General features: G+C 45.2%; 21 protein-coding genes, 2 tRNA genes and 1 pseudogene. 18 read left to right on the top strand and 6 right to left on the bottom strand.

The features are described from left to right. Nucleotides 1-107 precede the first annotated feature (107 nt). Both DOE51_RS06800 and DOE51_RS06795 read left to right on the top strand, forming a co-directional pair. Nucleotides 108-1763 carry a methyl-accepting chemotaxis protein gene (locus tag DOE51_RS06800; protein ID WP_142695799.1) on the top strand — a complete coding sequence of 552 codons (1656 nt, stop codon included), beginning with the start codon at nt 108-110 and terminating at the stop codon, nt 1761-1763. Between the two features lie 351 nt (nt 1764-2114). After that, a complete protein-coding gene (locus DOE51_RS06795) occupies nt 2115-3662 on the top strand; it encodes a methyl-accepting chemotaxis protein (protein WP_142695798.1) in 1548 nt (515 codons plus the stop codon). Here DOE51_RS06795 and murJ read toward each other — a convergent pair. Then, nucleotides 3659-5191 carry a murein biosynthesis integral membrane protein MurJ gene (gene murJ, locus DOE51_RS06790; protein WP_256373181.1) on the bottom strand — a complete coding sequence of 511 codons (1533 nt, stop codon included), beginning with the start codon at nt 5189-5191 and terminating at the stop codon, nt 3659-3661. The two genes, DOE51_RS06795 and murJ, sit on opposite strands and share 4 nt — an antisense overlap. A gap of 108 nt (nt 5192-5299) precedes the next feature. Here murJ and rpsT point away from each other — a divergent pair, with 108 nt between their 5' ends. Further along, a complete protein-coding gene (gene rpsT, locus DOE51_RS06785) occupies nt 5300-5563 on the top strand; it encodes a 30S ribosomal protein S20 (protein WP_142695796.1) in 264 nt (87 codons plus the stop codon). A gap of 110 nt (nt 5564-5673) precedes the next feature. On the opposite strand, the gene DOE51_RS06780 is transcribed toward rpsT, so the two are convergent. The 3 genes from DOE51_RS06780 to DOE51_RS06770 form a co-directional block, all read right to left on the bottom strand. Continuing rightward, nucleotides 5674-6030, bottom strand: a complete 357-nt coding sequence (locus DOE51_RS06780) for a PilZ domain-containing protein (RefSeq protein ID WP_168196401.1) — start codon at nt 6028-6030, stop codon at nt 5674-5676. A gap of 45 nt (nt 6031-6075) precedes the next feature. Beyond that, complete coding sequence (gene holA / locus DOE51_RS06775; RefSeq protein WP_246845438.1) at nt 6076-7038, bottom strand: DNA polymerase III subunit delta; 963 nt, start codon at nt 7036-7038, stop codon at nt 6076-6078. 191 nt (nt 7039-7229) lie between these two features. Next, on the bottom strand, nt 7230-7811 hold the full coding sequence (locus DOE51_RS06770; protein ID WP_142695793.1) for an LptE family protein: 582 nt from the start codon (nt 7809-7811) through the stop codon (nt 7230-7232). A 44-nt stretch (nt 7812-7855) separates the two neighbouring features. Between DOE51_RS06770 and DOE51_RS06765 the strand changes: the two genes are divergently transcribed. The 6 genes from DOE51_RS06765 to DOE51_RS06740 all read left to right on the top strand — a co-directional run bounded on the left by DOE51_RS06765 (nt 7856) and on the right by DOE51_RS06740 (nt 13193). Further along, entirely contained in the window at nt 7856-9025 is a 1170-nt protein-coding gene (locus DOE51_RS06765; RefSeq protein ID WP_142695792.1) for an alanine--glyoxylate aminotransferase family protein, read from the top strand. Further along, entirely contained in the window at nt 9022-10008 is a 987-nt protein-coding gene (locus DOE51_RS06760; protein WP_142695791.1) for a D-2-hydroxyacid dehydrogenase, read from the top strand. Before DOE51_RS06765 ends, DOE51_RS06760 begins: the two co-directional genes overlap by 4 nt. An 87-nt stretch (nt 10009-10095) precedes the next feature. Beyond that, nucleotides 10096-11394, top strand: a complete 1299-nt coding sequence (locus DOE51_RS06755) for an adenylosuccinate synthase (protein WP_142695790.1) — start codon at nt 10096-10098, stop codon at nt 11392-11394. A gap of 94 nt (nt 11395-11488) precedes the next feature. Next, the gene (locus DOE51_RS06750) at nt 11489-11887 is read left to right on the top strand and encodes a DUF3224 domain-containing protein (protein WP_142695789.1); all 399 of its coding nucleotides are present in this window, start codon (nt 11489-11491) and stop codon (nt 11885-11887) included. Further along, nucleotides 11884-12318: a nucleoside deaminase gene (locus DOE51_RS06745; RefSeq protein WP_142695788.1), complete on the top strand. Its 435-nt coding sequence runs from the start codon at nt 11884-11886 to the stop codon at nt 12316-12318. Before DOE51_RS06750 ends, DOE51_RS06745 begins: the two co-directional genes overlap by 4 nt. A gap of 200 nt (nt 12319-12518) precedes the next feature. Continuing rightward, nucleotides 12519-13193, top strand: a complete 675-nt coding sequence (locus DOE51_RS06740) for a hypothetical protein (RefSeq protein WP_142695787.1) — start codon at nt 12519-12521, stop codon at nt 13191-13193. A 268-nt stretch (nt 13194-13461) separates the two neighbouring features. Here the strand turns inward: DOE51_RS06740 and DOE51_RS06735 are convergent, their stop codons facing one another. Then, nucleotides 13462-14385, bottom strand: a complete 924-nt coding sequence (locus tag DOE51_RS06735) for a LysR family transcriptional regulator (RefSeq protein WP_142695786.1) — start codon at nt 14383-14385, stop codon at nt 13462-13464. Between the two features lie 113 nt (nt 14386-14498). On the opposite strand from DOE51_RS06735, the gene DOE51_RS06730 reads away from it, so the two are divergent. The 6 genes from DOE51_RS06730 to DOE51_RS06705 all read left to right on the top strand — a co-directional run bounded on the left by DOE51_RS06730 (nt 14499) and on the right by DOE51_RS06705 (nt 18376). Beyond that, a complete protein-coding gene (locus DOE51_RS06730; RefSeq protein WP_142695785.1) occupies nt 14499-15404 on the top strand; it encodes an NAD(P)/FAD-dependent oxidoreductase in 906 nt (301 codons plus the stop codon). A gap of 66 nt (nt 15405-15470) precedes the next feature. Beyond that, complete coding sequence (locus DOE51_RS06725) at nt 15471-16343, top strand: radical SAM/SPASM domain-containing protein (RefSeq protein ID WP_142695784.1); 873 nt, start codon at nt 15471-15473, stop codon at nt 16341-16343. Between the two features lie 194 nt (nt 16344-16537). After that, nucleotides 16538-16613: transfer RNA gene (locus tag DOE51_RS06720), tRNA-Lys, on the top strand. 28 nt (nt 16614-16641) lie between these two features. Continuing rightward, a tRNA-Glu gene (locus DOE51_RS06715) sits at nt 16642-16717 on the top strand. A gap of 356 nt (nt 16718-17073) precedes the next feature. After that, the gene (locus DOE51_RS06710) at nt 17074-17439 is read left to right on the top strand and encodes a helix-turn-helix transcriptional regulator (protein WP_142695783.1); all 366 of its coding nucleotides are present in this window, start codon (nt 17074-17076) and stop codon (nt 17437-17439) included. Continuing rightward, a complete protein-coding gene (locus DOE51_RS06705) occupies nt 17423-18376 on the top strand; it encodes an SRPBCC family protein (protein WP_142695782.1) in 954 nt (317 codons plus the stop codon). Before DOE51_RS06710 ends, DOE51_RS06705 begins: the two co-directional genes overlap by 17 nt. A gap of 46 nt (nt 18377-18422) precedes the next feature. Here the strand turns inward: DOE51_RS06705 and DOE51_RS06700 are convergent, their stop codons facing one another. Then, nucleotides 18423-18932 carry a VOC family protein gene (locus DOE51_RS06700; RefSeq protein ID WP_142695781.1) on the bottom strand — a complete coding sequence of 170 codons (510 nt, stop codon included), beginning with the start codon at nt 18930-18932 and terminating at the stop codon, nt 18423-18425. Between the two features lie 116 nt (nt 18933-19048). On the opposite strand from DOE51_RS06700, the gene DOE51_RS06695 reads away from it, so the two are divergent. From DOE51_RS06695 to DOE51_RS06685, 3 genes and pseudogenes are all read left to right on the top strand, one after another. After that, nucleotides 19049-19504: an SRPBCC family protein gene (locus tag DOE51_RS06695; RefSeq protein WP_142695780.1), complete on the top strand. Its 456-nt coding sequence runs from the start codon at nt 19049-19051 to the stop codon at nt 19502-19504. Nucleotides 19505-19527: 23 nt separating this feature from the next. Then, nucleotides 19528-20011, top strand: a pseudogene (locus tag DOE51_RS06690) (SRPBCC domain-containing protein). 232 nt (nt 20012-20243) lie between these two features. Next, on the top strand, nt 20244-23387 hold the full coding sequence (locus tag DOE51_RS06685; protein ID WP_142695779.1) for a S8 family serine peptidase: 3144 nt from the start codon (nt 20244-20246) through the stop codon (nt 23385-23387). Nucleotides 23388-23393 lie beyond the last annotated feature (6 nt).

Genomic DNA, 23393 nt, shown 5'->3' with positions numbered 1-23393 from the left:
AGAATCTGAGACAAGACACAGGGGACATGACATGAATTCATGTCCCCAGACCTTAGCTCCTTTTATGACCTTTCCGAAAGGTTTCTCATCATCAAGGAGCATAATTAATGAATCAGTCCTCTTCGTTTTCAAGTTGGTTTAAAGGTATTAAAGGTCGCCTTCTAGGTGCGGCAGTGATCCCGGTTATTGGTTTCAGCGTTCTTTATGTTATCTCAAACAGAGGCACAGATAAGTTAAATGTCGTTATCGACAGTGCTCACTCCGAAATCATTCCCAATATCGTTGCATTGAATGAATTGCGCCAGGCCCGCAATAAATTTGGTTTCATGACTTGGAACTATATCATGTCTGAAAATAACGATGATCGTACTGATGCATTAAAAGGTATGACTCAAGGTTTGGCAGAGTATGAAACGAACTACAAAAAATATACGGAGTCCCCGTTTTCAGGCGAAGAAAAGAAAAACTACGAAGCTGTTAAAGACAAATTCGCAGTTTTGATCAACGCGATGAAGAAAATGGTTGATACAGCCAATGCCAATACTCCGGAAAGCAAAGCACAATTAAAAACGCTGCTTAAAGGTGACTTTTCAAGTGCTGGTGACATCGCTGGTGGATTCACTCGCGACACAACTCTTGGCTATGTATCACGTGCTCAAGCTGAAAACAAAGAAGCTGACGTTACTGTCGCTTCCGTTTCAAACATGTTAATCTTCACTACCCTATGTGCAAGCTTCCTTATCTTCGGTCTTTTGATGTGGTTGGCAGCAACTGTATCTAAATCAGTAAGCTCTATCGCAGAACGCCTTTCAACTGCTGGTGGCCAAGTTGCTTCTTCAGTTGAACAATTGAATGAAGCAGGTAACAGCTTGTCACAATCTTCAACTGAAGCGGCGGCTTCTTTGGAAGAAACTGTTGCAGCTCTTGAAGAAATGACTTCAATGGTACAAATGAATTCAGACAACGCGAAACAAGCGGCTTCATTGTCAGCTTCTTCTCGTGATGCGGCTGAAGTTGGTGAACGCGAAATCAAATCATTGATCGAATCAATGAACGACATTTCTCAATCATCTAAGAAAATCGAAGAAATTATCTCGGTTATCGACGATATCGCTTTCCAAACAAACTTGTTGGCACTAAACGCCGCAGTTGAAGCAGCTCGTGCCGGTGAACAAGGTAAAGGTTTCGCGGTTGTTGCGGAAGCAGTTCGTGCCCTTGCACAAAGATCTGCGGCTTCAGCAAAAGACATCTCGTCTTTGATCAAAGAATCAGTTCACCAAATTGATAACGGCAGCCAAATCGCTGATAAGTCAGGCACTGTTCTTGCGAATATCGTAAACTCAATCAAAAAAGTATCTGATTTGAATAACGAAATCGCAGCAGCAAGTTCCGAACAAACAACAGGTATTCAGCAGATCAGCAAAGCCATGAACCAATTGGATCAAGCTTCGCAATCAAACGCAGCGTCTGCAGAAGAAATCGCCGCAACAAGTGGCGAGATCAACAACCTTGCGATGGTGAATCAGAACTTAACGATCGAATTGAATAACGTGATCTTGGGTTCAACAACTGTGACAGCAGAAATTCCAGTTGGCGCAACTGCAAAAGCGTCTACGACGAAACCATTTGCTAAAAAATCAAATGTCGTCAGCTTCAAACAAAAGCCTGCTCCACAAGGTCACTCGGCAAAACCTTCTGCAGCTTCTGAAGTGATTCCATTTGAAGATGACCACCGCAAAGTGGGCACAACAGACGGATTCTAAGAGTTTACTCAGAAATTTCATGACGGGTTTTCCACTTCCAACCGTCACAATGAGGCCTCGCAAGAGGCCTTTTTGTTTATTTGCGCCTCTAATCATCAGCTCTTTTTTATGAGTCACTCAATGATCTTTCAACAAAAGCGTTTCACTCTCGTGCACTTTCACGAATAAGTTTTTCGTTTCTGACTCACCCAAAGATTGCTATGTCCTCCGAGGTTAAAAAGTCGTCAAAGGCCTCTCCAAAAATTTCCTTAGCCTCCGAAGAGTTTAATGAAGACTTCTCCAAAATAACTCACATCTGGTGAGAGGTTTTGCAGACGACTTCGTTTCTGCTTCTTCAGCAAGGAGTACGTTATGAGTTTCAGCAAATGGTTCAAAGGTCTACGCGGCCGTCTTTTAAAAACTGCTTTGATTCCCCTCGCCGGTTTTGCTTTGATGTTTTACATCGCTTCACGTGGCTTCACGATGATCTATGGCTTAATGGACAGCGCGGAAAGTGATGTTCTACCGAATCTGACCACACAAAATGAGATGCGCCAGTCACGCAATAAATTCGGCTACAACATCTGGGCTGCGGTTGACGAAGCCAAAGACATGCAACTTCATAACTTCTATATTACGCAAGCCAAAGACGCGATGGCTGAATTCAGCGAGAACTACGATAAGTATACAAAAACTTCAGACACGCCTGAAGAAACAGCCCTACACGATAAATTCAAACCCGACATTCAAGATATCCAAAAACAGATGGCACAGATTTACGCCTTGGCTGAAACTCAAGATCCACAAAAATGGGAACAAGCTAAAGACCTGCTACGCAAAGAATTCCGCATCACCAATCTTAAAGTTGCAGAATTCAACACTGGCGTTATTAAAATCTATCAGCAAGTGGCTGCAAGCGATGAACAACAAGCAGCGTTTATCAAATCCACTGGCTTGAAATTGATGATCGGTGTGATCTTACTTGCCAGTATTGCCGTGTTCGCGTTTATGGTTTTCCTTGGCAATCGTCTTTCCAATTATCTGAATGGACTTGTGCAACAAATTGCCGAATCTGGTGGCAAAGTGAAAGGCACGATTGCACATCTAAATCACGCCGGTTCTTCGCTGGTTACAACTTCAACCGAAGCTGCCGCTTCTCTTGAAGAAACTGTCGCATCCCTAGAAGAACTTTCATCAATGGTAAAATTGAATTCCCAACATGCGCGTGAGGCAGCCGCATTGTCAGTGACTTCGCGCCAATCCGCTGAAAACGGCGAACGCGAAATCAAATTGCTAGTAAAAAGCATGCATGAAATCCACGACTCTTCCCGTAAAATTGAAGAGATCATCAACGTGATTGATGACATCGCCTTCCAAACAAATCTATTGGCACTAAATGCCGCTGTTGAAGCTGCTCGCGCTGGCGATCAAGGTAAAGGTTTTGCAGTCGTTGCGGAAGCTGTCAGATCCTTGGCACAAAGAAGTGCCGCCGCAGCGAAAGATATCACGAACCTTATCAAAGACTCGGTCGAGCATGTGCAAGAAGGAACTCGTATCGCCGATCGCAGTGGCAGCGCTTTGACAAGCATCGTAACTTCGGTCAAAAAAGTTTCTGAACTAAATAACGAAATCTCTGTCGCAAGTACGGAACAAGCAACTGGTATTGAACAAATCAGCCAAGCAATGAATCAATTGGATCAGGCGACACAAGCAAATGCCGCTTCCGCTGAAGAAATCGCCGCAACAACGTCAGACTTAAAAGCTTTGAGTGAAGGAAATCAGAAGGTCACATTATCACTTAAAGAAGTCATTACCGGCGATAAAGAGCAAAATGCAAATAATGACGATGCGCCAGAAAAAAGCAAAGTCATTACCTTCCCCGATCGCAATCATAAGCTAGGTTCTGTACAAGGATTCTAAAACTTCCTACGAAGCGCGGCCCACAAAAGCCGCGCTTGTTCTAAGCGCAGTCCAAGAGCCACGACTGTATACGCCCCGGCCCCCAGCAAGATTGCCAGTGCTAAATTCACCAATTGCGATGGAACACCTGCTTTTTCTAAGACCGCGTAAATCTGCACGGCGCCGACCAAGGCACATCCCGCCAAAAACATTTTGCCGAGCTCAGCTGAAGTTTGCAGCCACTTTATTTTTGTAACCATGAAATGCATTGCAAGCATCATCACCACAAACTGCACGATCACAGCACACAAGCTTGAAACAACTAAGCCCTGCAATCCCGCTCGAGAAATCCACCACGGCGCCCACGCGATATGAAGAACCAGCGACAACACGGCTGCGACCGCGGGCAACCACGTGTTTTTCACGGCATAAAAGGCCGGAGCAATAATGCGCACACCTGAAACAAATAATAAGTTTAGCGCATAAACTTGCAAAACGATGGCGGTTGCGCGCGCATCACCGTCTGAAAAAGCACCGCGCTTAAATAACACTTCAACAATCGGCTGACTTAAAAAGAACAAACCTAAAGCTGCGGGCCACGCTAAAAAGAACGTGAACAGAAAATTCTTCTGCAAAGTATCCGCGAAGTAAGAATGCTCTTTGCGAATATATAAATCACTCAAGGTCGGCAACAACGCAGCCCCCAGACTGATTGATACCAGCGACAGTGGCAGCTCTAACAAACGATCGGCCCAATAAATATAGGAAATCGCCCCCTGCCCGAGTGCACTTGCGAAATGCAAATTCACTAACGTCGTCAGTTGCAACAAGCCCATACCCAAAAGACCCGGCACCATATTCACTAAAACTTTTTTTAGATCGGAATTTTTAAAAGCAAATTGCAAACGCGGCAGATATCCACGCGCCTTCAGCGCCAACCACAACACCAATGATTGCAACACGCCACCAACCAGCACACCCCACGCAAGTCCATCACCCGCTTGTGCAAACCATGATGGCGGCATGAATGTAAATACCAGCATTGAAATATTTAAAAGCGCCGGTGCGACGGCCGGTAGGCCGAAACTTCCTAGGGCATTTAAAATCCCCATGAAGTAAGCATAACTACACACGAAATACACAAAACCAAACATCAAGCGCGCCATACGCACCGTCAGTAACCAGCGTTCCGTGTCAGCCATGTACTGCGAAGTTAATAACACTCCCAGCACTTGCTCCATAAAGATGATGCCCAATACTGTGAGGGACCCCAGGAAGATCAGCAGAACGGTATAAAGCGCATTGATCAAATTTTGTGCGCGAACGCCCGATGCATCTTCGCTTTTGGCTTCCATGAAAACGGGAATAAAACTCACAGAAAGGGAGCCTTCACCGAACAGACGGCGGAACAGATTGGGTAAACGGAACGCCGCAGTCCACGCGTCCGTGATCGCTCGATCAAACAGAGCCGCCAACGCCATATCGCGGAATAAGCCCAAAATTCGGCTTGTTAAGGTGCCCGACGCCATGAAAAAGGCCCTTTTCAGCACCTTTTTGTGGTCAGATTCGTTCTGTTTGGTTAAATGGCTTGCTTCGACAGACACCCTATGTTAACCCCTATGGTTCGTCTAAAAAAGATTACTTTGGAGGAATATCCCTTGGCAAATCATAAGTCTGCAGCAAAAAGAGCTCGTCAGTCTATCCGTAAAACAGCAGTTAACAACGCTCGTAAAAGCACAGTTAAAACAGCTGAGAAAAAACTAGTTAAAGCTATCGAAGCAAAAGACCTTAAAGCTCTTCCTGAGTTGTTGAAGGCTTTCACTTCTCAAGTGATGAAAGCTGCTAAAACTGGCGTTATGAAGAAAGAAACTGCTTCTCGCAAGATCAGCCGTCTTTCTGTTCGCGCTACAGCAACTAAATAGTTTCTGTTGATAGAGCACAAAGCTTAAAAAATAAAAACGTCAGTGGCGGCGCCGCTGGCGTTTTCTATTTTCCGGCCCCGCAAAACTCAGTGCTTTGTCAGATATGTTGATTAGCTTGCGATAGAGTCAGCGCGTGCTGATACGAAGGCACGGATCTGACGTTTGATCGAAAATGCGATATCCGCGAAGCTCAGACCGTGAACGACCTTATGGTCTTCTCTTTGACGAGTCGAACGCACAACCGCGCGTAAGAACACAAAATCACCTGATGGGATTTGCAGACTGACCACAAGTTCGTGACCCTCTGTCAAAACAAAATCAGAGACGATGGCCATACCACCCTCACCGATTTCACCTGTTTCACAGACAAAATAAGAACCGTCACAAAGCACACCGGCTTTGCGTTTCATCGCACGTCGTGGGTACTGACGGCGAAAATGGCCCTTATCTTCGTAATCAAACTTCATAGTCATCTTAAGGGACTTATCGGATTTTCAGAGGAGGATCTTAACTTAAACGGCCGCTTGCGAACCGCAAGTTTTCAAAACCATGTTTTCAAGCCAGATGTGACTAGACAATGGTGAAGACTTCAAGGCTTTATCTGTCTCAGAAAGAACCACGAGAGTTTGCTCAAGCTTTTTGGCAGTCCAGCGACGTGATTGATCTGTATAAGTATCAAGGAAGTACGGAGGCACTTGGGCATAGTGCGCAAGCTTCGCCCCATGCAATCCTTCATCCATACCTTTTTTTACTGTCAGCAAGATGCGCACATGGCGCGCTACCAACGACACGATACCGATTTCGTTTTGGCCTTGATCTAACAAGTGCACCAAGTGTTCAAGCGCTTTGACGCGATCATTTTCACCGATAGCTTTGGTGAAATCGAAAACGTTTTCTTCTTTTGAACGGGATACCACTTGCGCCACATCAGACACTTCAATACGACGTGCGCCCTCGATAAACTCACCAAGCTTTTTCAGCTCCCCTTCAATTTCAGTCAGATGATGACCCACTAATTTATGAAGAAGGTGAATCGCTTCGTTGCTGATCGTAAGACCAAGGCTTTGTGCGATGTAGTTGATCCAAGACGGGATCTGATTTTCGTAAGGCTTTTTAAATTCCACGCATTCAGCTTTATCAAGCAGTGCACGGATTTGTTTTTTACGTTTATCTACACGAGTTGCAAGAATCACAAACACTGTCGAATCAACAGCGTTGTCGATCAGCGGCTCTAATTGAGTCCACTCTTTATCGTTTAATTCTTGGGCTTCTTTCAAGATCACCAAACGGCGCGGAGCCATCATCGGCAAAGTTTCAACAGCATCACGAACGGCAACAACGTCCGCATCGCTTGCATAAAAAAGACTGTAGTTGAAATCGATGGCGCCTTCATTCAGAACGGCGTACTTGAAGCGCTCAACACTTTGATTCAGCAAATAAGGCTCTTCACCAAACAAGAAATAAAGAGGAGCCAACTGCCCCTTCTCAAGATCTCGATAAAATTTCTGAGCATCAATAATCGCCATTAAATCAGTGCCAACAAGTTGTTAATTTATCACCAAACTAAGTGTGTCAGAAAATGTCGGAGCCGAGGCGCTAGGAGGAAGCTGTACTGCTAGTACAGCGACGACGAAGCAACGAAGGATCCGGCATTTTATGGCGCACGCTAAAAATTCTCAGTGATGCGGTCATGGGCCTCGAGCATAAGGTCGCTCGCCATGACGTCAATGTTTTGCCTGCGTGCAGAAAGATTGTAAAGAGGATTCACCGAGTTTACGCCTGCAAGCGTCACCTGTGGAGCTTGGTAAGTTCGCTCACCGTTGAAGGAGCCTTTCCACAATTCAGTTCCGTCTGCTTGACGAACCACTCGCACTGTCACCGTTAAAAGAATACGATACTCTGAAGCGAGTGCTGAACCGTTAGGCAAATAAGGAGTTGCAGAGTCACCTGATAGACGTTTCGCTCCAGGCAAGTATTGAATGTTATCGATTGAACCGATCACCGCAACTTCGGACAAAGAGTTGTCCACAACACGCGCAACACGTGAACGTTGAAACTCTTGAATCATGGCATTTGTAAATGACACTTCGATTCCTGTTTCCTGAGTTTTATTTTTAAAAACCGGCACAGAAATTTGCTTATAGCCACCTGGAATACTGCGACTTGCAGCGCCTAAGTGATAGGCACATCCACAGAGGAAAAGCGAAAGAATCATAGAGATACGAAAAGCTTTAAAGATTGCGTCCACGAACCCAGTTGAGTATAAATTTATCAAGATATCAAGGAAGAAAAATGACATCTCCAAATGCTTCAGATTACAGCTTATTAGCTCCGGGGCCCGTGAATCTTCATCCTGAGGTGCGTAAAGCCTTGGCACTGCCGATGATTCACCACCGCACTCCTGAATTTGATAAAATTTTGAAGCGCGTTTTGACGAATATTAAAACCGTTTTTCAAACGCAAGAAGACGTTTATCTTTTGACGGCAACGGGTTCTGGCGGAATGGAAGCGTTGTTAGTGAATACGCTTTCTCCGGGCGATAAAGTTCTGGCAATTGTCTCTGGAAAATTTGGTGAGCGTTGGGCCGACATGGCGAAAACATATGGTGCGATCGTGACGATCATCAACGTTCCATGGGGCGAAGCCGTTAAAGTGTCTGATGTCGCTGCTCACTTAAAAGCAAATCCTGATACGCGCGCGGTCCTTTGCCAAGCTTGCGAAACTTCAACAGCCGTTGCTCACCCCATTAAAGAACTTGCACAAGTGATTGACGGCTATGCTGACACCTTGTTCTTAGTTGATGCGATCACAGCCTTAGGTGCATATCCCCTGCCGATGGACGAATGGAAAATTGACGGTCTGGTCGCAGGCTCGCAAAAAGCATTCATGTTGCCGACAGGCATGGCGTTTATTTCTTTTTCTAAAAAAGCCTGGAAGTTTATCGAGAACGCTAAATTTCCACGTTATTATTTTGACGTTCGCAAAGAGAAAAAAGCAAACGGCGCCGGCGAAACTTTTTATTCTTCAAACGTGGCGATCATTCGCGCGCTGGATGTGGTTTTAGGCCTGATTGCGACTCAAGGTTTGGATAAACTTTTTCACACGATTCATCGTCGTGCGGAAGTGACGCGTATTTTTGCGCAGCAATTAGGTTTTACTCTGTATGCCCAGGCACCGAGTGATTCTGTCACGGCTTTGACTGTTCCACCGCAGATGGATGGACAAAAAATTCGTCTGCATCTTGAAGAAGTTCACAACATCACAATTATGGGTGGCCAAGATCAAGCGAAAGGTAAAATCATTCGCGTCGGTCACATGGGCTACATCCAAGATCAAGAGATGCTCCGCTTGCTAGAATGTCTTGGTCTAACACTTCGTCATTTCGATAGCGAATGCATTTCTTTGGAACAAATCTCTTCTGTGGTGGATGAAGCACGCAAGTGGTTGGAGCAAAATCCATGAAGAAAAAGATTTTGATCACAGATCGTTTCGCGCAAGACAGCTTTTTGTATTTACAACAACAAAGCCATTTTGAAGTCGTACGTTCGGATCATCCGCAACACCTGCCCCTTGAACACTTAGTGACGGCGAACTGTCTGGTTATTCGTAGCCGCACTAAAATTAACGAAGAGCTTTTACAAAAAGCCCGTCAATTGCAATTGATCATCACGTGCACAAGCGGTTTTGATCATATCGATTTGGATGCGACAGAAAAATGGGGCGTCACGGTTATGCACACCCCGACTGCCAATATTGAATCAGCAGCGCAATTGACGTGGGGCTTGGTTTTGAATTGTGTGAACAATATTCCGCAAGCATTCAAAATGGTGAAGGCCGGCGATTGGAAACGCGATCTTATTACGGGTATTGAATTGTGTGGTCGCACTTACGGCATTGTCGGTTTAGGCCGCATCGGCAGTCGTGTCGCTGAAATTGCACAAGCTTTCGGCATGAACGTCGTTGCTTACGACCCGTATGTCGATGATGACGTGTTTGAACGTTTAAAAATTCCCCGTTTAAGTTACGAAGAGGTTTTAAAAACTGCTGACGTTTTAAGCTTCCACGTGCCACGCACTCTGGAAACAGACAACATGTTAAACCGCTCGCACTTTGAATACATCCACCGTGGGATTGTGCTGATCAATACATCGCGTGGCTCGGTGATAAACGAAAACGACCTGTGTGAGGCTCTTGAAAAAGGTTGGTTGCGTTCCGTGGGCTTGGATGTTTTTGAAAAAGAGCCACTAAACAGAAACTCAAATCTTTTGACATATCCCAACGTAATTTTGACTCCACATATTGGAGCAAATACTGAAGATGCGTTCTTTAAAGCCTCTCAGGTTGCAGCTAATAAGCTTTCAGCCTTCTTTATTGATGGCAGCACTTCTGACACTCTCCCGCCAAGAACGCCTTGGTACGGAGCAACTGGATTTAAAGGCGAATAAAAACTTGCCTCTGACAAACTCTTAAAAGATAGTTCATGGGTACCGGCTCTAGCTAACAACCCGGTACAGTCTTTGAGGGGTTTTGGTATGTCTGGAGTTGTGGTTGTCGGCGCTCAATGGGGCGATGAAGGTAAAGGTAAATTGATCGACGTGTTTGCAGAAAAAGCAGACATGGTTGTGCGCTACCAAGGTGGTGCAAACGCAGGTCACACATTGGTCGTTAACGGCCAGAAAACAATTCTTCACTTGGTTCCTTCGGGAATTCTTCGTCCTGAAACAACATGCGTGATCGCTTCTGGTGTGGTGATTGACGTTTCTGCCATCAGCAAAGAAATCAAAGGTCTTAAAGAATCAGGCCTTTTGCAAAATCCAAAACAATTGATGATCTCTGATACCGCAACTGTGATCCTTCCTTATCACAAGGCTTTGGATGCGGCTCGCGAATCAGCATTAAGTGATGAAAAAATCGGAACAACTGGCAAAGGCATCGGTCCTGCTTATGAAGACCGCGCTTCTCGCCGTGCTGTTTTGTTCGGTGATCTTTTCGATCGCGAATCTTTGCGTAAAAAATTGGAATTGGCTTTGCGTGAGCGCAATTTCATCTTGGAAAATTATTATAAAACGACAGGCTTCAACATTGATGAGTTGATGAACGATTTGGCTGTGCTTGCTGACGAGTTGGCTCCATACCGCTCTAAAGACTGTGCGTTGTTTATCTCTAAAGCCATCAAAGCTGGCAAACGCGTGATGTTCGAAGGTGCGCAAGGGACAATGCTTGACGTTCTTCACGGCACGTACCCGTTTGTAACAAGCTCTTCAACATTGGCTTCAAACGCGTGTGCGTCAGCGGGCATTGGTCCAATGAGCATCAACAAAGTGATCGGCGTATTCAAGGCTTACACAACTCGCGTTGGTAGCGGTCCGTTCCCGACTGAACTGTTTGATGAAACGGGTTCAAAAATTCAAGCTGACGGTCACGAATTCGGTTCAACAACAGGTCGCGCGCGTCGTTGCGGTTGGTTGGATCTTGTTGCGTTGAAATACGCGATTCGTGTTAACGGCATCACAAACTTAGCGATGATGAAGATTGACGTTTTGACTGGTCATGATCGTTTGGGCGTGTGCACAGCTTACAAATTGAATGGCGAAATCATCACAGAACTTCCAACGTCTCCGTACGAATTGGAAAAAGTGGAACCGATCATCGAATGGCTTCCAGGTTGGAAAGAAGATTTGACGAAAGTAAAAACACTTTCTGATCTTCCTCGTCCAACAACGAACTACATCGATTACGTTGGTTCGCAATTGGGCACACCGATCGATGTGATTTCAGTGGGACCTGGTCGTGAGCAAACTCTTTGGGTAAAACCGTTGTTTAACAACTAACATCGACTCCTATTTAAAACTTACAAAGCCCCTGCAGAAATGCCGGGGCTTTTTTTTATCCTTGTTATCTGAAGTTTCTGTTAGGCTTGTGGTTATGAAAACAATTAAAGGTTCTTTCGAAGTTAAAAGCACTCCCCTGCCAGCTGACGAAGTTTCCCAAGCGACAGGTGCTATGCGCATGCGTTTTGATAAAACATTCTCAGGCCCCTTTGCAGCAACGGGTGTTGTATCGATGATGGGAATTTTAAACGGTTCTTCAGGCGGCTATGTCGCCATCGAAAAAATCACTGGCAGCATTGAAGGCAGATCTGGTTCATTTTGTTTTCAGCACAGCTGCACGATGGATGCAGGGGCACAGAAACAAACAATTGAAGTGATTCCGGGAACTGGCAACGGTGAACTGACGAACTTGAAAGGTGAAATGACTATCGAGATCGTCAACGGTCAGCACTTTTATACTTTCAATTATTCTATTGAGTCGGGAATTTTATGAGCGAAAAAGATTTTTTAAAGCAAGCTGTCGAATTAGCGATCGAAAATCGCAAAAAAGGCGGAAGACCTTTTGGCGCACTGCTGGTTAAAGACGGACAGATCATCGCTAAAGGCGTGAATAACATTCTGACAACGTTTGATCCCTCTTCCCATGCAGAGATGGAAGCGATTCGGTCGGCAACCATGAGCACGCGCAATCTTGATTTGCGTGGCTGTACGATTTACGCAAGCGGCCAACCTTGCCCGATGTGTTTAGCCGCGATGGCTTTTACTGGAGTTTCTGAAGCCGTGTTTGCATTCGCTAATGCGGATGCCGAGCCGTTTGGATTTTCTAGTGCTGTCGTTTATTCGAAGCTTCATATTTCAGAGGTTGAATTTATTCCTTTCAGAAAAGTTGATTGCGGCTATTCGGCTTCGCAAGTCTATGGGTAACGACCTTTTGACCTAGGCGCTAGTCGCGCAAACTTAAAATACTTTATCAATATTAAGGCCTCTGCATTCGCAGGGGCTTTTTAATTCTAGGGATTCCTCGAATTTTTAAATGGGACTTCATTAAAAATGGTCCCGGACATTTTGTTTAGACTTGCTGAATATCAATGTCGTTTGAAAAACTAAGTCAGAAGGAATCCTCTATGACAAAAAAAATTCTGTTACTTGGTTCGCTGGCACTTACGACTGTCTTTTCTTCTAAACTTTATGCTGCTGAATTCCCCGTACAAGCACGCTTGTTTGTCGGTGTGACGTCCGTCGATCCTAAAAATGTTAATGACGTGACTGAAGCGCAAGGTCTGCAAAAAATCGACAAATCAACTCAGCTGGGTCTAGAGATTACTTATCCATTGATGTCGCATTTGAATGTCGGTGTTCGCTATTCGAAACGTATCGTCTCATTGGATGAGAATCCTTCGAATGAAGCGACAGATTATATTCAACAAGTGGATCAAGATGCGTTGTTGTTAGTGGCGCGCACTCCTTTCGTAAAAAGTGATACGTTCCTAGCAGACGCATTTGTTGGCGTTGGTGGGACAAACACGACTTTCAAAGTTAAAACCGCATCACAAGATGGTGAATTGAAAGCCAGTGCTGGCGATGGCTGGGCGGCATCACCGTATGCGGCAGCGGGCGTATCCGCAGCGGTCGGTTATAAGCAGTTCTTCTTCGTCGTCGAAGCTGGATATGAATACAACAAAGCCAGCAGCTTCAAACGTTCAGGCAATGTGGATAGCAGAATTGATGAATTAGATTTAAGTGGCGGCTATGTGACCATCGGTCTGTTGTTTGATGGTGTAAAAGGTTTCACGAAATAGTTTTCGCTGATTTAATTCGATGCGCACTTTCATCGTGCGCATTTTCTTTTCTTGTTCTAAAACTTTTATATTCTTTAATTATGAAAACTATTAAAGGTCCTTTTGAAGTTTAAAGCTCTCCGTTACAATCCGATGAAGTGTCCCAAGAAGTGGGCGCTATGCGCATGCGTTTTGATAAACGCTTCTCTGGAGCCCTAAGTTTGGGCGAAGGGAGTTTTATTTTTTTCAAGAAAATGGATTGCGGCGTTTCTCCGGCGCAGCTTTACGGCTAGTGTGATTTATCGCTTGCCAGGTAAAGACATTGCGTATTTTTCGTCAAGACGGCTTCTTTTTCTGCGATGAAGCTGATAAAAGTTTTTAAAGAGGCATCTTCTGCTCCGGGGCGCCAAAATACATGCACTGGCATGAACATATCTTTAATCGGCACAAAACGCGTGTGTTCCGGTGCAAAATTCGTTGCGTTCGCAATCGTCAGCGACACACCTTTACCCATCGCCACTAAAATCGGACAACTCTCACCTTCTGCTTTAATGTATATTTTAGGACTTTTCGCAATCCCCTTCATGAGATGTGAAATGCGATCATGAAACTCTTCGGCCTCTTTACGATGATGCAGAATAATCGTTTCATTTTTAAGTTCGTGCAGGTGAATTTCTTTTTTCTTAGCGAGTGGATGTTTTAGAGGCAAAAGTACACCTAAGTTTTCTTGCAACACCTCTTGATTTGCAAGCCCCGGGAAAGAAGTCACCGCTTCGACAAAGCCCACGTCATAGCGACCGGCTTCGACTTTTTTAAGTAGGTCTTGACTGGAAACCTCCTGCAATTCCAATTTTATTTTTGGACAACGTCGTTGAAACTCTTCAATCAGATCTGGAAAACGAGCCATAAATGCGGTTCTGGAAAAACCGATTTTTAAAGTGCCCGCCTTCATCCTGCCCGCGGCACGAACTTCTGTTTCTATTCGCGATAAGGCCCCAGCAATTTCTCGAGCCTCCTTCAAAAGTAGAACGCCAGCACCCGTCAGTTGTACAGAACGCGTGGTGCGCTCAAAGAGCTTTGTTCCCAATTCTTTTTCAAGAGATGAAATAAGACGAGTGAGTGGTGGTTGAGACATTCCCAGAATTTCTGCACTTTTGCGGAAGTTCAGTTCTTCGGCCACGACGATAAAGGCTTTTAGCTTTCCAAAGTCCATAATCTATTAATACCTAAAAAGTATCAATTAGTCAATAAACTGGGGAATTATCGTCTGCAGAGCCAGGTGATATTCTTAAACCGAGTCTGAAGTCGTTAAAAAGGAGCTTTAATATGAAATTCGATTATGAGGTTTTAATTGTAGGCGGCGGCCCTGGAGGCTTAACTGCTGCTCTAACGTTGGGACGAATCCACCGCACGGCACTTCTTTGCGATGATAACCATCCACGCAATCTGCCGTCAGCGCACGTAAACAACTTCCCTTCTCATGACGGCATTCATCCCGCTGAATGGCGCCGCTTGGCCAGAAAGGATCTGGAAAAGTATCCCTCTATCTCCCCTTTTCACGGCACTGTCTCATACATTGAGAAACTGACGGATGGTTTTCGTGCCGAACTTTCTTCGGGCACTTCGGTTGTTGTGAAGAAAATCATTCTTGCTTATGGAGTTAAAGATCGCATGCTTCCAATTTCAGGTTTTCAAGAACTTTGGGGCAAAGCGATTTTCCACTGCCCGTTTTGTCACGGCTACGAAATTCGCGGCTCACGCTTAGGCATGCTTGTAAAAAATGGCTTCGCGTTTCACTCCTTGCCATTGATTGAAAGCTTGGCGTCTAATCTTGTGGTCTTCACGGACGGTGGTCATCCGTTTTCCTCTGAGCAATTGGAGGTATTGGCGCGCAAAAATATTACTGTAATACAGCAAAAAATTTCTTCTTTTACGTACTCTGACGAACGACTCCAAGCGGTCGTGTTAGAGAATGGGACATCTATAGATCGGGATTATCTTTTTTATGCGGCAGAATTCCCGTTTATTCAGAAGTCCTCGCTGGGTGAAAAGCTTGGATGCGAGGTGAATGAGTTTGGTCTTTATAAAATCAATGAGCGCGGGGGCACGACTGTCCGTGGTGTTTATGCTTGTGGAGATTCCGTGGCTATGGCTCAGTCTGTTCTACTTTCTTGTGCGAGCGGGGTTTTGGCTGGAAGTGGTGTTATATTCGAACTGTTATCGAGTCATTAATTCCAAATCGCGATCAGAACTATAAAAAGAGTGTCGGCTCGTTAGCAAGATGGTAGATTCTGGTTAATGAGTAAACGCTTTCAAAAGATCAATATCGAAATCAGCAATATCTGCAATCTTCAGTGCAGCTTTTGTCCTGAGGTCATTCGTGCTAAGAAAACGATGCCTGTTGATCTTTTTGAACGAATCATTCAGCAAGTAGCGCCCCTGACAGAACAAGTTTGTTTTCATTTGATGGGTGATCCCCTGGTTCACCCGCAGTTAGCGGATTTCGTGCAGATCTGCGAAAAACATGACGTTAAAATTTTCCTGGTTTCTAATGGCGTGCTTCTTCGCGAAAAGCAGGCTGAGTTATTATTGAACCCTGCATTTCGTCAGGTGAATTTTTCTTTGCACAGTTTCAACGACAATTATCCTGATCGTGATCCGACAACTTATCTTGAGAAAATTTTCGCTTACACCGAACGCGCGATGAGCGAGCGCCCTGATCTTTACATCAACTATCGTCTTTGGAACTTACAAGATGTTCGTGGTGGGACGGATCGCAATCGCGACATTCTGAAACGAATCTGCGAACGCTTTCAAGTGAACGTCGAAGACAAAATTGATGTGCGTCTTAAAAAAAGCATTCACCTGAAGAATCGCCTGTATCTTCACTTCGATACGGAATTCATTTGGCCGTCGATGGACCTTCCCGTTTTAGGAACAAAAGGAACTTGCTACGGACTGTCTTCACACTTCGGAATTTTGGTTGATGGCACCGTCGTGCCGTGCTGCCTTGATAAAGAAGGTGCGATTCCTTTAGGAAATATTTCTGCGACAGATATTTCGGAGATTTTAGATTCTTCGCGCTCTCGCGACATCCTTGAAGGCTTCCGCCGCAGAAAGCTGATGGAGGGCCTTTGTCAGCGCTGTCAGTATATTGAAAGATTTTCTTAGAAAACATTTGCGATTTTGCACGCTAAGTATGCAATTTTGCGGAGACTTAAGACTTTCTCGCAAAACCTGCTGAGCAATTATGCAAAGCTTCGCCGCACCCCAAAAAACTTCAGAATTTTTTTAAAAAACTGCAAGAAAGTGTATTGACATTAAGACCCTCTTAGAACAAATTAGCACTTCCTCAAACGGACAGTGGTTCGCTAGCTCAGCTGGTAGAGCACTTCACTTTTAATGAAGGGGTCGATGGTTCGAATCCATCGCGAGCCACCATTTTTAGTTCGCTTGATTTTCCTAGTACGTTCCCATCGTCTAGGGGCCTAGGACACCTCCCTTTCACGGAGGATACAGGGGTTCAAATCCCCTTGGGAACGCCAAATTTTGTATCTAAAATAAAAAACCCGAATCGAAAGATTCGGGTTTTTTATTTTACACACAGTCTGCCGCCCCAAGGAGATTAGAACTCAAAAGGTCGGCGAAAAACAAAACCACGCACAACAAAAATCAAAGAACCGCCGACAACAGGGGTTCATCGGCGGCGCACGATGCGCCCCCGAGGGTGCCGAAGGCAGGGCAAAGCCCCGAGGGCCCGGACGGCCCGAGCCCCAATCAACTCCGCACCAAACCAACTCTTTTAAAAAACCACCAAGAACCAACCACTTACCCCCTCTTGACGAACCGTAAAAAAAGGCCTATTATTTAACCATTAAGTTAATTAACTAAGAGGTTAAACATGCAAGACCATCTCAGCCAAACTTTCTCAGCCCTTGCAGACCCAACTCGCCGAGCGATTCTGGCGCGCCTTTCAAAGGGCGAAACCAGCGTGTCGGAATTAGCAGAACCTTTTTTGAAAGAGATGAGTCTGCCTGCTGTCACAAAACATTTAAAAGTTTTGGAGAAAGCAGGACTTGTTACGAAATCTCGCGAAGCGCAGTGGCGACCGTGTAAGTTGAATGGCACTCCCCTGAAAGAGGCTTCTGACTGGATGGATTTCTATCGACAATTTTGGGAAGAAAGTTTTGATCGTTTGGATGAATACCTAAAAACTGTAACCGCTAAAAAGAAAGCGAAAGGAAAAAGCCATGGGCGCAAAAAATAATTCCGATGAGCTACACCTGACACGAGTTTATGATGCTCCCGTGAAACTTGTTTGGGATGCGTGGACGGATCCAAAACAAGTCGCAAAATGGTGGGGCCCGCGTGGCTTTACAATCACGACTCACAGTAAAGATCTAAGACCTGGCGGCATCTGGCACTACACTATGCACGGGCCCGATGGCACAGACTGGCCCAATAAAACTTTGTATCATGAGGTCGAAAAATATTCGCGCTTGGTTTACGACCACGGCGGTAACGACGTTCAAAAACCTCTCTTCAAAGTGACGGTCACTTTTAAAGAGACCAACGGCAAAACTAAAATGGACATGACGATGAAATTCGAAAGTCCAGAACGCGCTCGCGAAATCGCGGTGTTCATTAAACAAGCCGGCGGCAATTCCACTTGGGATCGCTTGGCAGAGTTCTTGGAAAAAGATACGACTGGTAAAGACAAGTTCGTTATCAATCGTTCGTTCAATGCTGACATCAACACCGTCTTTGATATGTGGACGAATCCAGAGCACGTCGCAAAATGGCTGCCACCGACAGGTATGACGATGAAGTACCTTCATGTCGACATCAAACCCGGCGGCAAATCATTCTTCATGATGACGAATGGCCAAGGACTTACAATGTACGGATTGCAACAGTACTTAGAAGTGACAAAACCAAGTCGCTTCGTTTACACGCAACAATTCGCGGATGAAAATGAAAACATCTCACGCCACCCAATGGCACCGACGTGGCCTGAAAACATGTTAACCACAGTGCAGTTTAGCGTCGAAGACGAAGAGACAACACGCGTGACTGTAACATGGGAACCGTGGGGCAAAGCTTCTGCGGAAGAGATCGCTACATTCGTCAAAGAAAGAGCCGGCATGACTCAAGGTTGGACGGGTTCATTCGATAAACTTGAAGAGTACTTGGCTAAACGCTAATCACCCTTCCAAATAAATCCCTCTCCATAGCAAGAGAGGGATTTTTTTATAACGACGCTTCTTGATCGCTGCCTTTGCTATTGAAGGCTGCCGTTAATTTTTCAAGATCGAGTTTCTTCATATTGGCCATTGCCTTCATCACCTGATCCGCGCGGCGTGAGTCTTTATCAGACATCATCTCATCCATTTGTTTGGGCACGATTTGCCAAGACAGCCCATATTTATCGCGCAGCCAACCGCAGGGTTCTTCCTCCCCGCCTTCGGAAAGTTTTTCCCAGAAATAATCGATCTCTTTTTGATCAGCACATTTCACCATCAAAGAAATCGCGTGATTAAATTTAAACATCGGGCCGCCATTCAGTGCGATATATTCTTGGCCATCCAATTCAAAACTGACAACCATCACCTGCCCGACCGAACGGCCCGCCATTTTCGCGACCGCGTCGCCGTAGTGATTCACGGTTTTGATTTTCGAATTCTTAAATACAGAGACGTAAAATTTCGCAGCCGACTCGGCCTCTGAATCAAACCATAAGTTTGTGACAATCTTTTGCATAGCAGTCTCCTGTGTAGGTTTCTATTTTAGTGCATGCTTGCAAAATCAAAAGTTGTAAAAACACACAACGCCTTTAGAATCGAATTATTCTGCTGATGACATGTAAAGGGTCTTTCATGAACGAAAATTACAACACCATTATCGCAAGAGAAATTGTCACATCGCGCGTCTTTAAAGTTCCGCGTGAAACACTTTACCGTGCGTGGACGACGCCAGAGTTTTTAGAGATGTGGTGGGGCCCCGCAGGCTTCACCAACACCTTTCAAACCTATGACTTAAAACCGCAAGGCTTGTGGAAATTTGTGATGCATGGACCTGATGGCATTGATTACGACAATGAGTGCGAATTTATCGAAGTTGAAAAGCCTTCGAAGCTTTCATGGAATCATCTTTCCGAGCCCCCTTTTCAAGTCACGGTAACGTTCGACGAAGTCAGTAAGGACTCTGCGAAGGTGACATTTAGAATGCTCTTCAATACGGCGGCAGAATGTGAAACGATTAAGAAGTATGCTTTAGCTGCCAATGAACAAAACATGGAAAAGCTCGAAGCTCTTCTTGAAGACATCGTTTAAGATTTAACTCTGCGGAGGTTGCTGTGAAATTTCATTTTAAAATGCATATGAAAATTCAAAAATCGTTGAATGAAGTTTTTGATGCTGTTCAAAAACCTCAACATATCAGCAAATACTTTGCGACAGGTGGCGTTTCAGCTCCCCTTGAACAAGGACAAAACGTTATTTTAACTTTCAACGATGGTGGCGAAGACTTCAACGTGCCAATTCAAGTCATGAAAGTTGAAAACAACGAACTGATTCAGTTTGAATGGGCCGCAAGCGAAGGCGCTTACGATCCAGAAACAAATTCTTATCCTCGCCCCGGCGGCTACAACACTCTGGTTGAGTTCAAATTCAAACAACGGTGGCACCGAAACACTTGTGACTGTCAGCGAAGGCTCATGGACCGAAACACCAAGCGGTCTTGAAGGCTCCTATCAAAACTGCCAGGGCTGGATGAATATGATCTGCTGCTTGAAAGCGTATCTCGAGTACGGAATTAACTTAAGAAAAGGTGCTTTTTAATTAAGCATCTTGTCTGCAAATTTCTCCTGCAGATTCACTGAACGATGGCGGGAGTTTTTTACAAATTCCTCAATCAATTGTTCCCACCAAAGTATTTTTCCTTAATGATTCTGGCGACTCCATGCCTAAACGACACCATCTTGATAGGCATGCTTCTTGAGATAAGGACAGTGGCTTAAAACTTCAGCGCAAATCTGGAGTCGTTATGCCACCTTAACGAAAGGGCTTCCAGATGAAACGCACATTTGAACTATCTCACCTCTTAACCGGCCTGATTCTTTCAAGCTTGATGTTAACAGCATGTAGCAAACAAGAATCTCCAATGGCGGGTTCTGCGAATGCCGAATTCCTTGATGGTTTGTATTCAACTCGTCCCACAGTGGAAGAGCCTGTTATCACAATTCTGAAACTTCAAACTCCTGCTTTGCTAGAAACAGCAAAACGTGAAAATGGTAAATTAAAAGTCGATGCAAAACTTTTGAAAGCCATCCAGGCAGAGCAAGAAGCAACAATCGCTGAGCTGCAAAAAATCTCTTCAGACATTCGTGTGTTGATTCGTTATAAATACGTCCTGAATGCAGTGACAGTGTGGGCTCCGGCAAGTGCGCTTGAGCAAATCAAAGCTCTTCCTAATGTGACTTTGTCTGAAAAATCTGCGGCGTTTTCTCGCCCCGTTCTTCAAGGAGATGCGAAAGTCACTGCGGCCGTTGGTGAACACACATCAGTGAACTTCATTGGCAGCGATGCCGCTTACGCTCAAGGTATTCATGGTGAAGGTTTGCGTGTGGGTATCATCGATACAGGTATCGACTATACTCACAAAATGTTAGGGGGCGAAGGAACCGAAGAGGCTTACAAAGCCGTTGATCCTTCCAAAGCAAATGCGGGTTTCCCAAATAAGAAAGTTGTCGGCGGTATTGACCTTGTTGGTACTGAATACAACACCGCTTCAGCAGACTATCGTAAACGCATTCCTGTTCCAGACGCGAATCCTTTAGATGAAGCCGGTCACGGCAGTCACGTTGCCGGCACAGTGGCTGGTCACGGTGATGGCATCAACACGTATGATGGTGTGGCTCCAGCCGCGGATCTTTATGCGATCAAAGTTTTCGGTGCGAAAGGTTCAACTTCGGATGAAGTTGTTATCGCAGCCCTTGAATACGCGGTGAATCCGTCAGGCGACATGAAATTTGAAGACCAATTGGACGTTGTGAACTTGTCTTTGGGTAGCGGTTATGGCAGCGCTCATATCATGTACAACCAAGCTATTAAAAATTTAACTCGTGGCGGAACTGTTGTTGTTGCTTCGGGTGGTAATTCGGGTGACGTTCCTTATATCGTAGGCGCGCCGGGTGTGTCTGACGATGCAATCTCTGTTGCATCAAGCGTTGATAACACAAATCAAAACATCCTTTCCCCTGCAGCAACCTTCACTTCATCAGCTGGTTCATTCCAAGCGGAAGCAATCGAAGCCGCGGTTACAAAACCCTTATCTGATATTGAAAAGGCCGAAGGCGTTCTTGTTTACGCAGGTGTCGCCGACAAAGACTTCACAGGCGAATTAAAAGACAAAATCGCTGGCAATGTCGCTTTGATTGATCGTGGTGTTGTCGCATTCGCTGATAAAATCAAAAGAGCGCAAGATGCGGGCGCGATCGCGGTTGTTGTCGCAAACAATGCTGACGGCGCACCTATCGTTATGGGCGGCGAAGGCAACTTTGACATCCCTGCGGTGATGATCTCTTTAGATAATGCCAAAAAAGTTAAAGAGGCGATGGCTGCCGCTGCCGTTTCTGTAAATTTGAAATCAGGCGCTTTTGTTGAAAAAGCATGGTTGATCGATACCATCTCAACATTCTCTTCACGCGGTCCCCGCTCTGAAGACGGTATGATTAAACCTGAAATTGCGGCTCCGGGTACAAACATTATCTCTGCCGCTGTGGGTGGTGGTGCTAAGGGCACACAAATGTCTGGGACGTCGATGGCGGGTCCACACATTGCCGGTGTTATGGCATTGTTGAAACAAAAATTCCCAACACTTTCTCCACTAGAATTGAAATCCGTATTGCTTTCGCACGGTAAAATCATCGGTGATGAAAAGAAAAAGCAATATCCAGTGGCTCGTCAAGGTGCAGGCCGCGTGCAAGTGGCTGAATCCTTGAAAGCGAAAGTCATCAGCGTTCCTTCAACAGTATCGTTGGGCATCACTGACATCGAAAAAACTAAAACGTTGGCTCGTGAAATCACTTTGAAAAACATCAGTGCTGAAGCTGTGACAGTGAAAGCCGTTTGGACTGGTCATAAAGCTTTGAAAGTTGCGGCACCTGCAACAACTTTGGCTGCGGGTGAAAGCAAAACGATTCTTGTAACAGCAAAAATCGACGCTTCACAAATGGCGACAGCAAATGATGAACTTGATGGTTTCTTGAACTTTGCAACTGACAAAGAAAACGTTTTGCAAATGCCTGTTCTTGCCGTGGCAAGACAGATTTCGCAAATCTCGGCTTCTAAAGTCGTAGTGCACTCTTCATCGGCGGCAGACAGCGCTGGCAGCCTTGCGGAAGTGACTTTGCAAAACAAAGGCAACAACCCCGGCACGGCGTATTTGTTCAACTTGATCGATGTCGACGGTCGTAAAAAAGATAGCAGACCAGATCTAGTTCACAACCGTAACTGTGACATGCAATCGGCAGGTTACCGTGTGGTAGAAAAAGATGGCGCACGTGTATTGCAGATCGCTGTTAAACTTTATGAAAGCATGACGACTTGGAATCGCTGCGAAGTGAATGTGCAAATCGATGGCAATCATGATGGCATCACAGACCAAGAAATTTCAGGACTTCAACAATCAAACCTTCCAGGGTTGACTGCAGATTCCTTCGTAAGTCTTCTTTTGGACGGCAGCACAGCTCGTGAGCTTCGCAAGAAGTACGAAGCTGACTTCGCGGCCGACCCAACAAAAGCCAAAGAAGATTACTCAAGCGCGGTGATTGACATGCGTGATATGGGAGTCTTCGATAATTCTACTTTAGCGATTATCGAGGCCGACATCAGTGCCCTTGCGATCAGCGATACTGGAGAGTTGCAGATTAAAATTTCAACGACGCATGAAGATTCGGGTGCGATTGAGTACGACGACTACTTGAATAACCAAGCGACAGAGTGGAAGAAAATCTCTTTAGAAAAAATGGGTGCGGGTTATGCTTCATTGCCTGAAGAGATCACTTTGCAAGGTCAAGAATCAGTGACTGTGCCTTTGCTTAAGGGTTACGGCGCCAACGATTTGATCTTGTACGCGCCACAAAATCGTTCGGTGCGTGATGTGCTTCTTGAAGACAACCAATCTCAGGTTGTCCCAAGCAGCTTTGAAGAATAGTTTTTA

Source organism: Bdellovibrio sp. NC01 (assembly GCF_006874625.1).
Classification (GTDB): domain Bacteria; phylum Bdellovibrionota; class Bdellovibrionia; order Bdellovibrionales; family Bdellovibrionaceae; genus Bdellovibrio.
The sequence above is the reverse complement of the archived record's forward strand: the minus strand, read 5'-3'. Positions and strand labels throughout refer to the sequence as shown.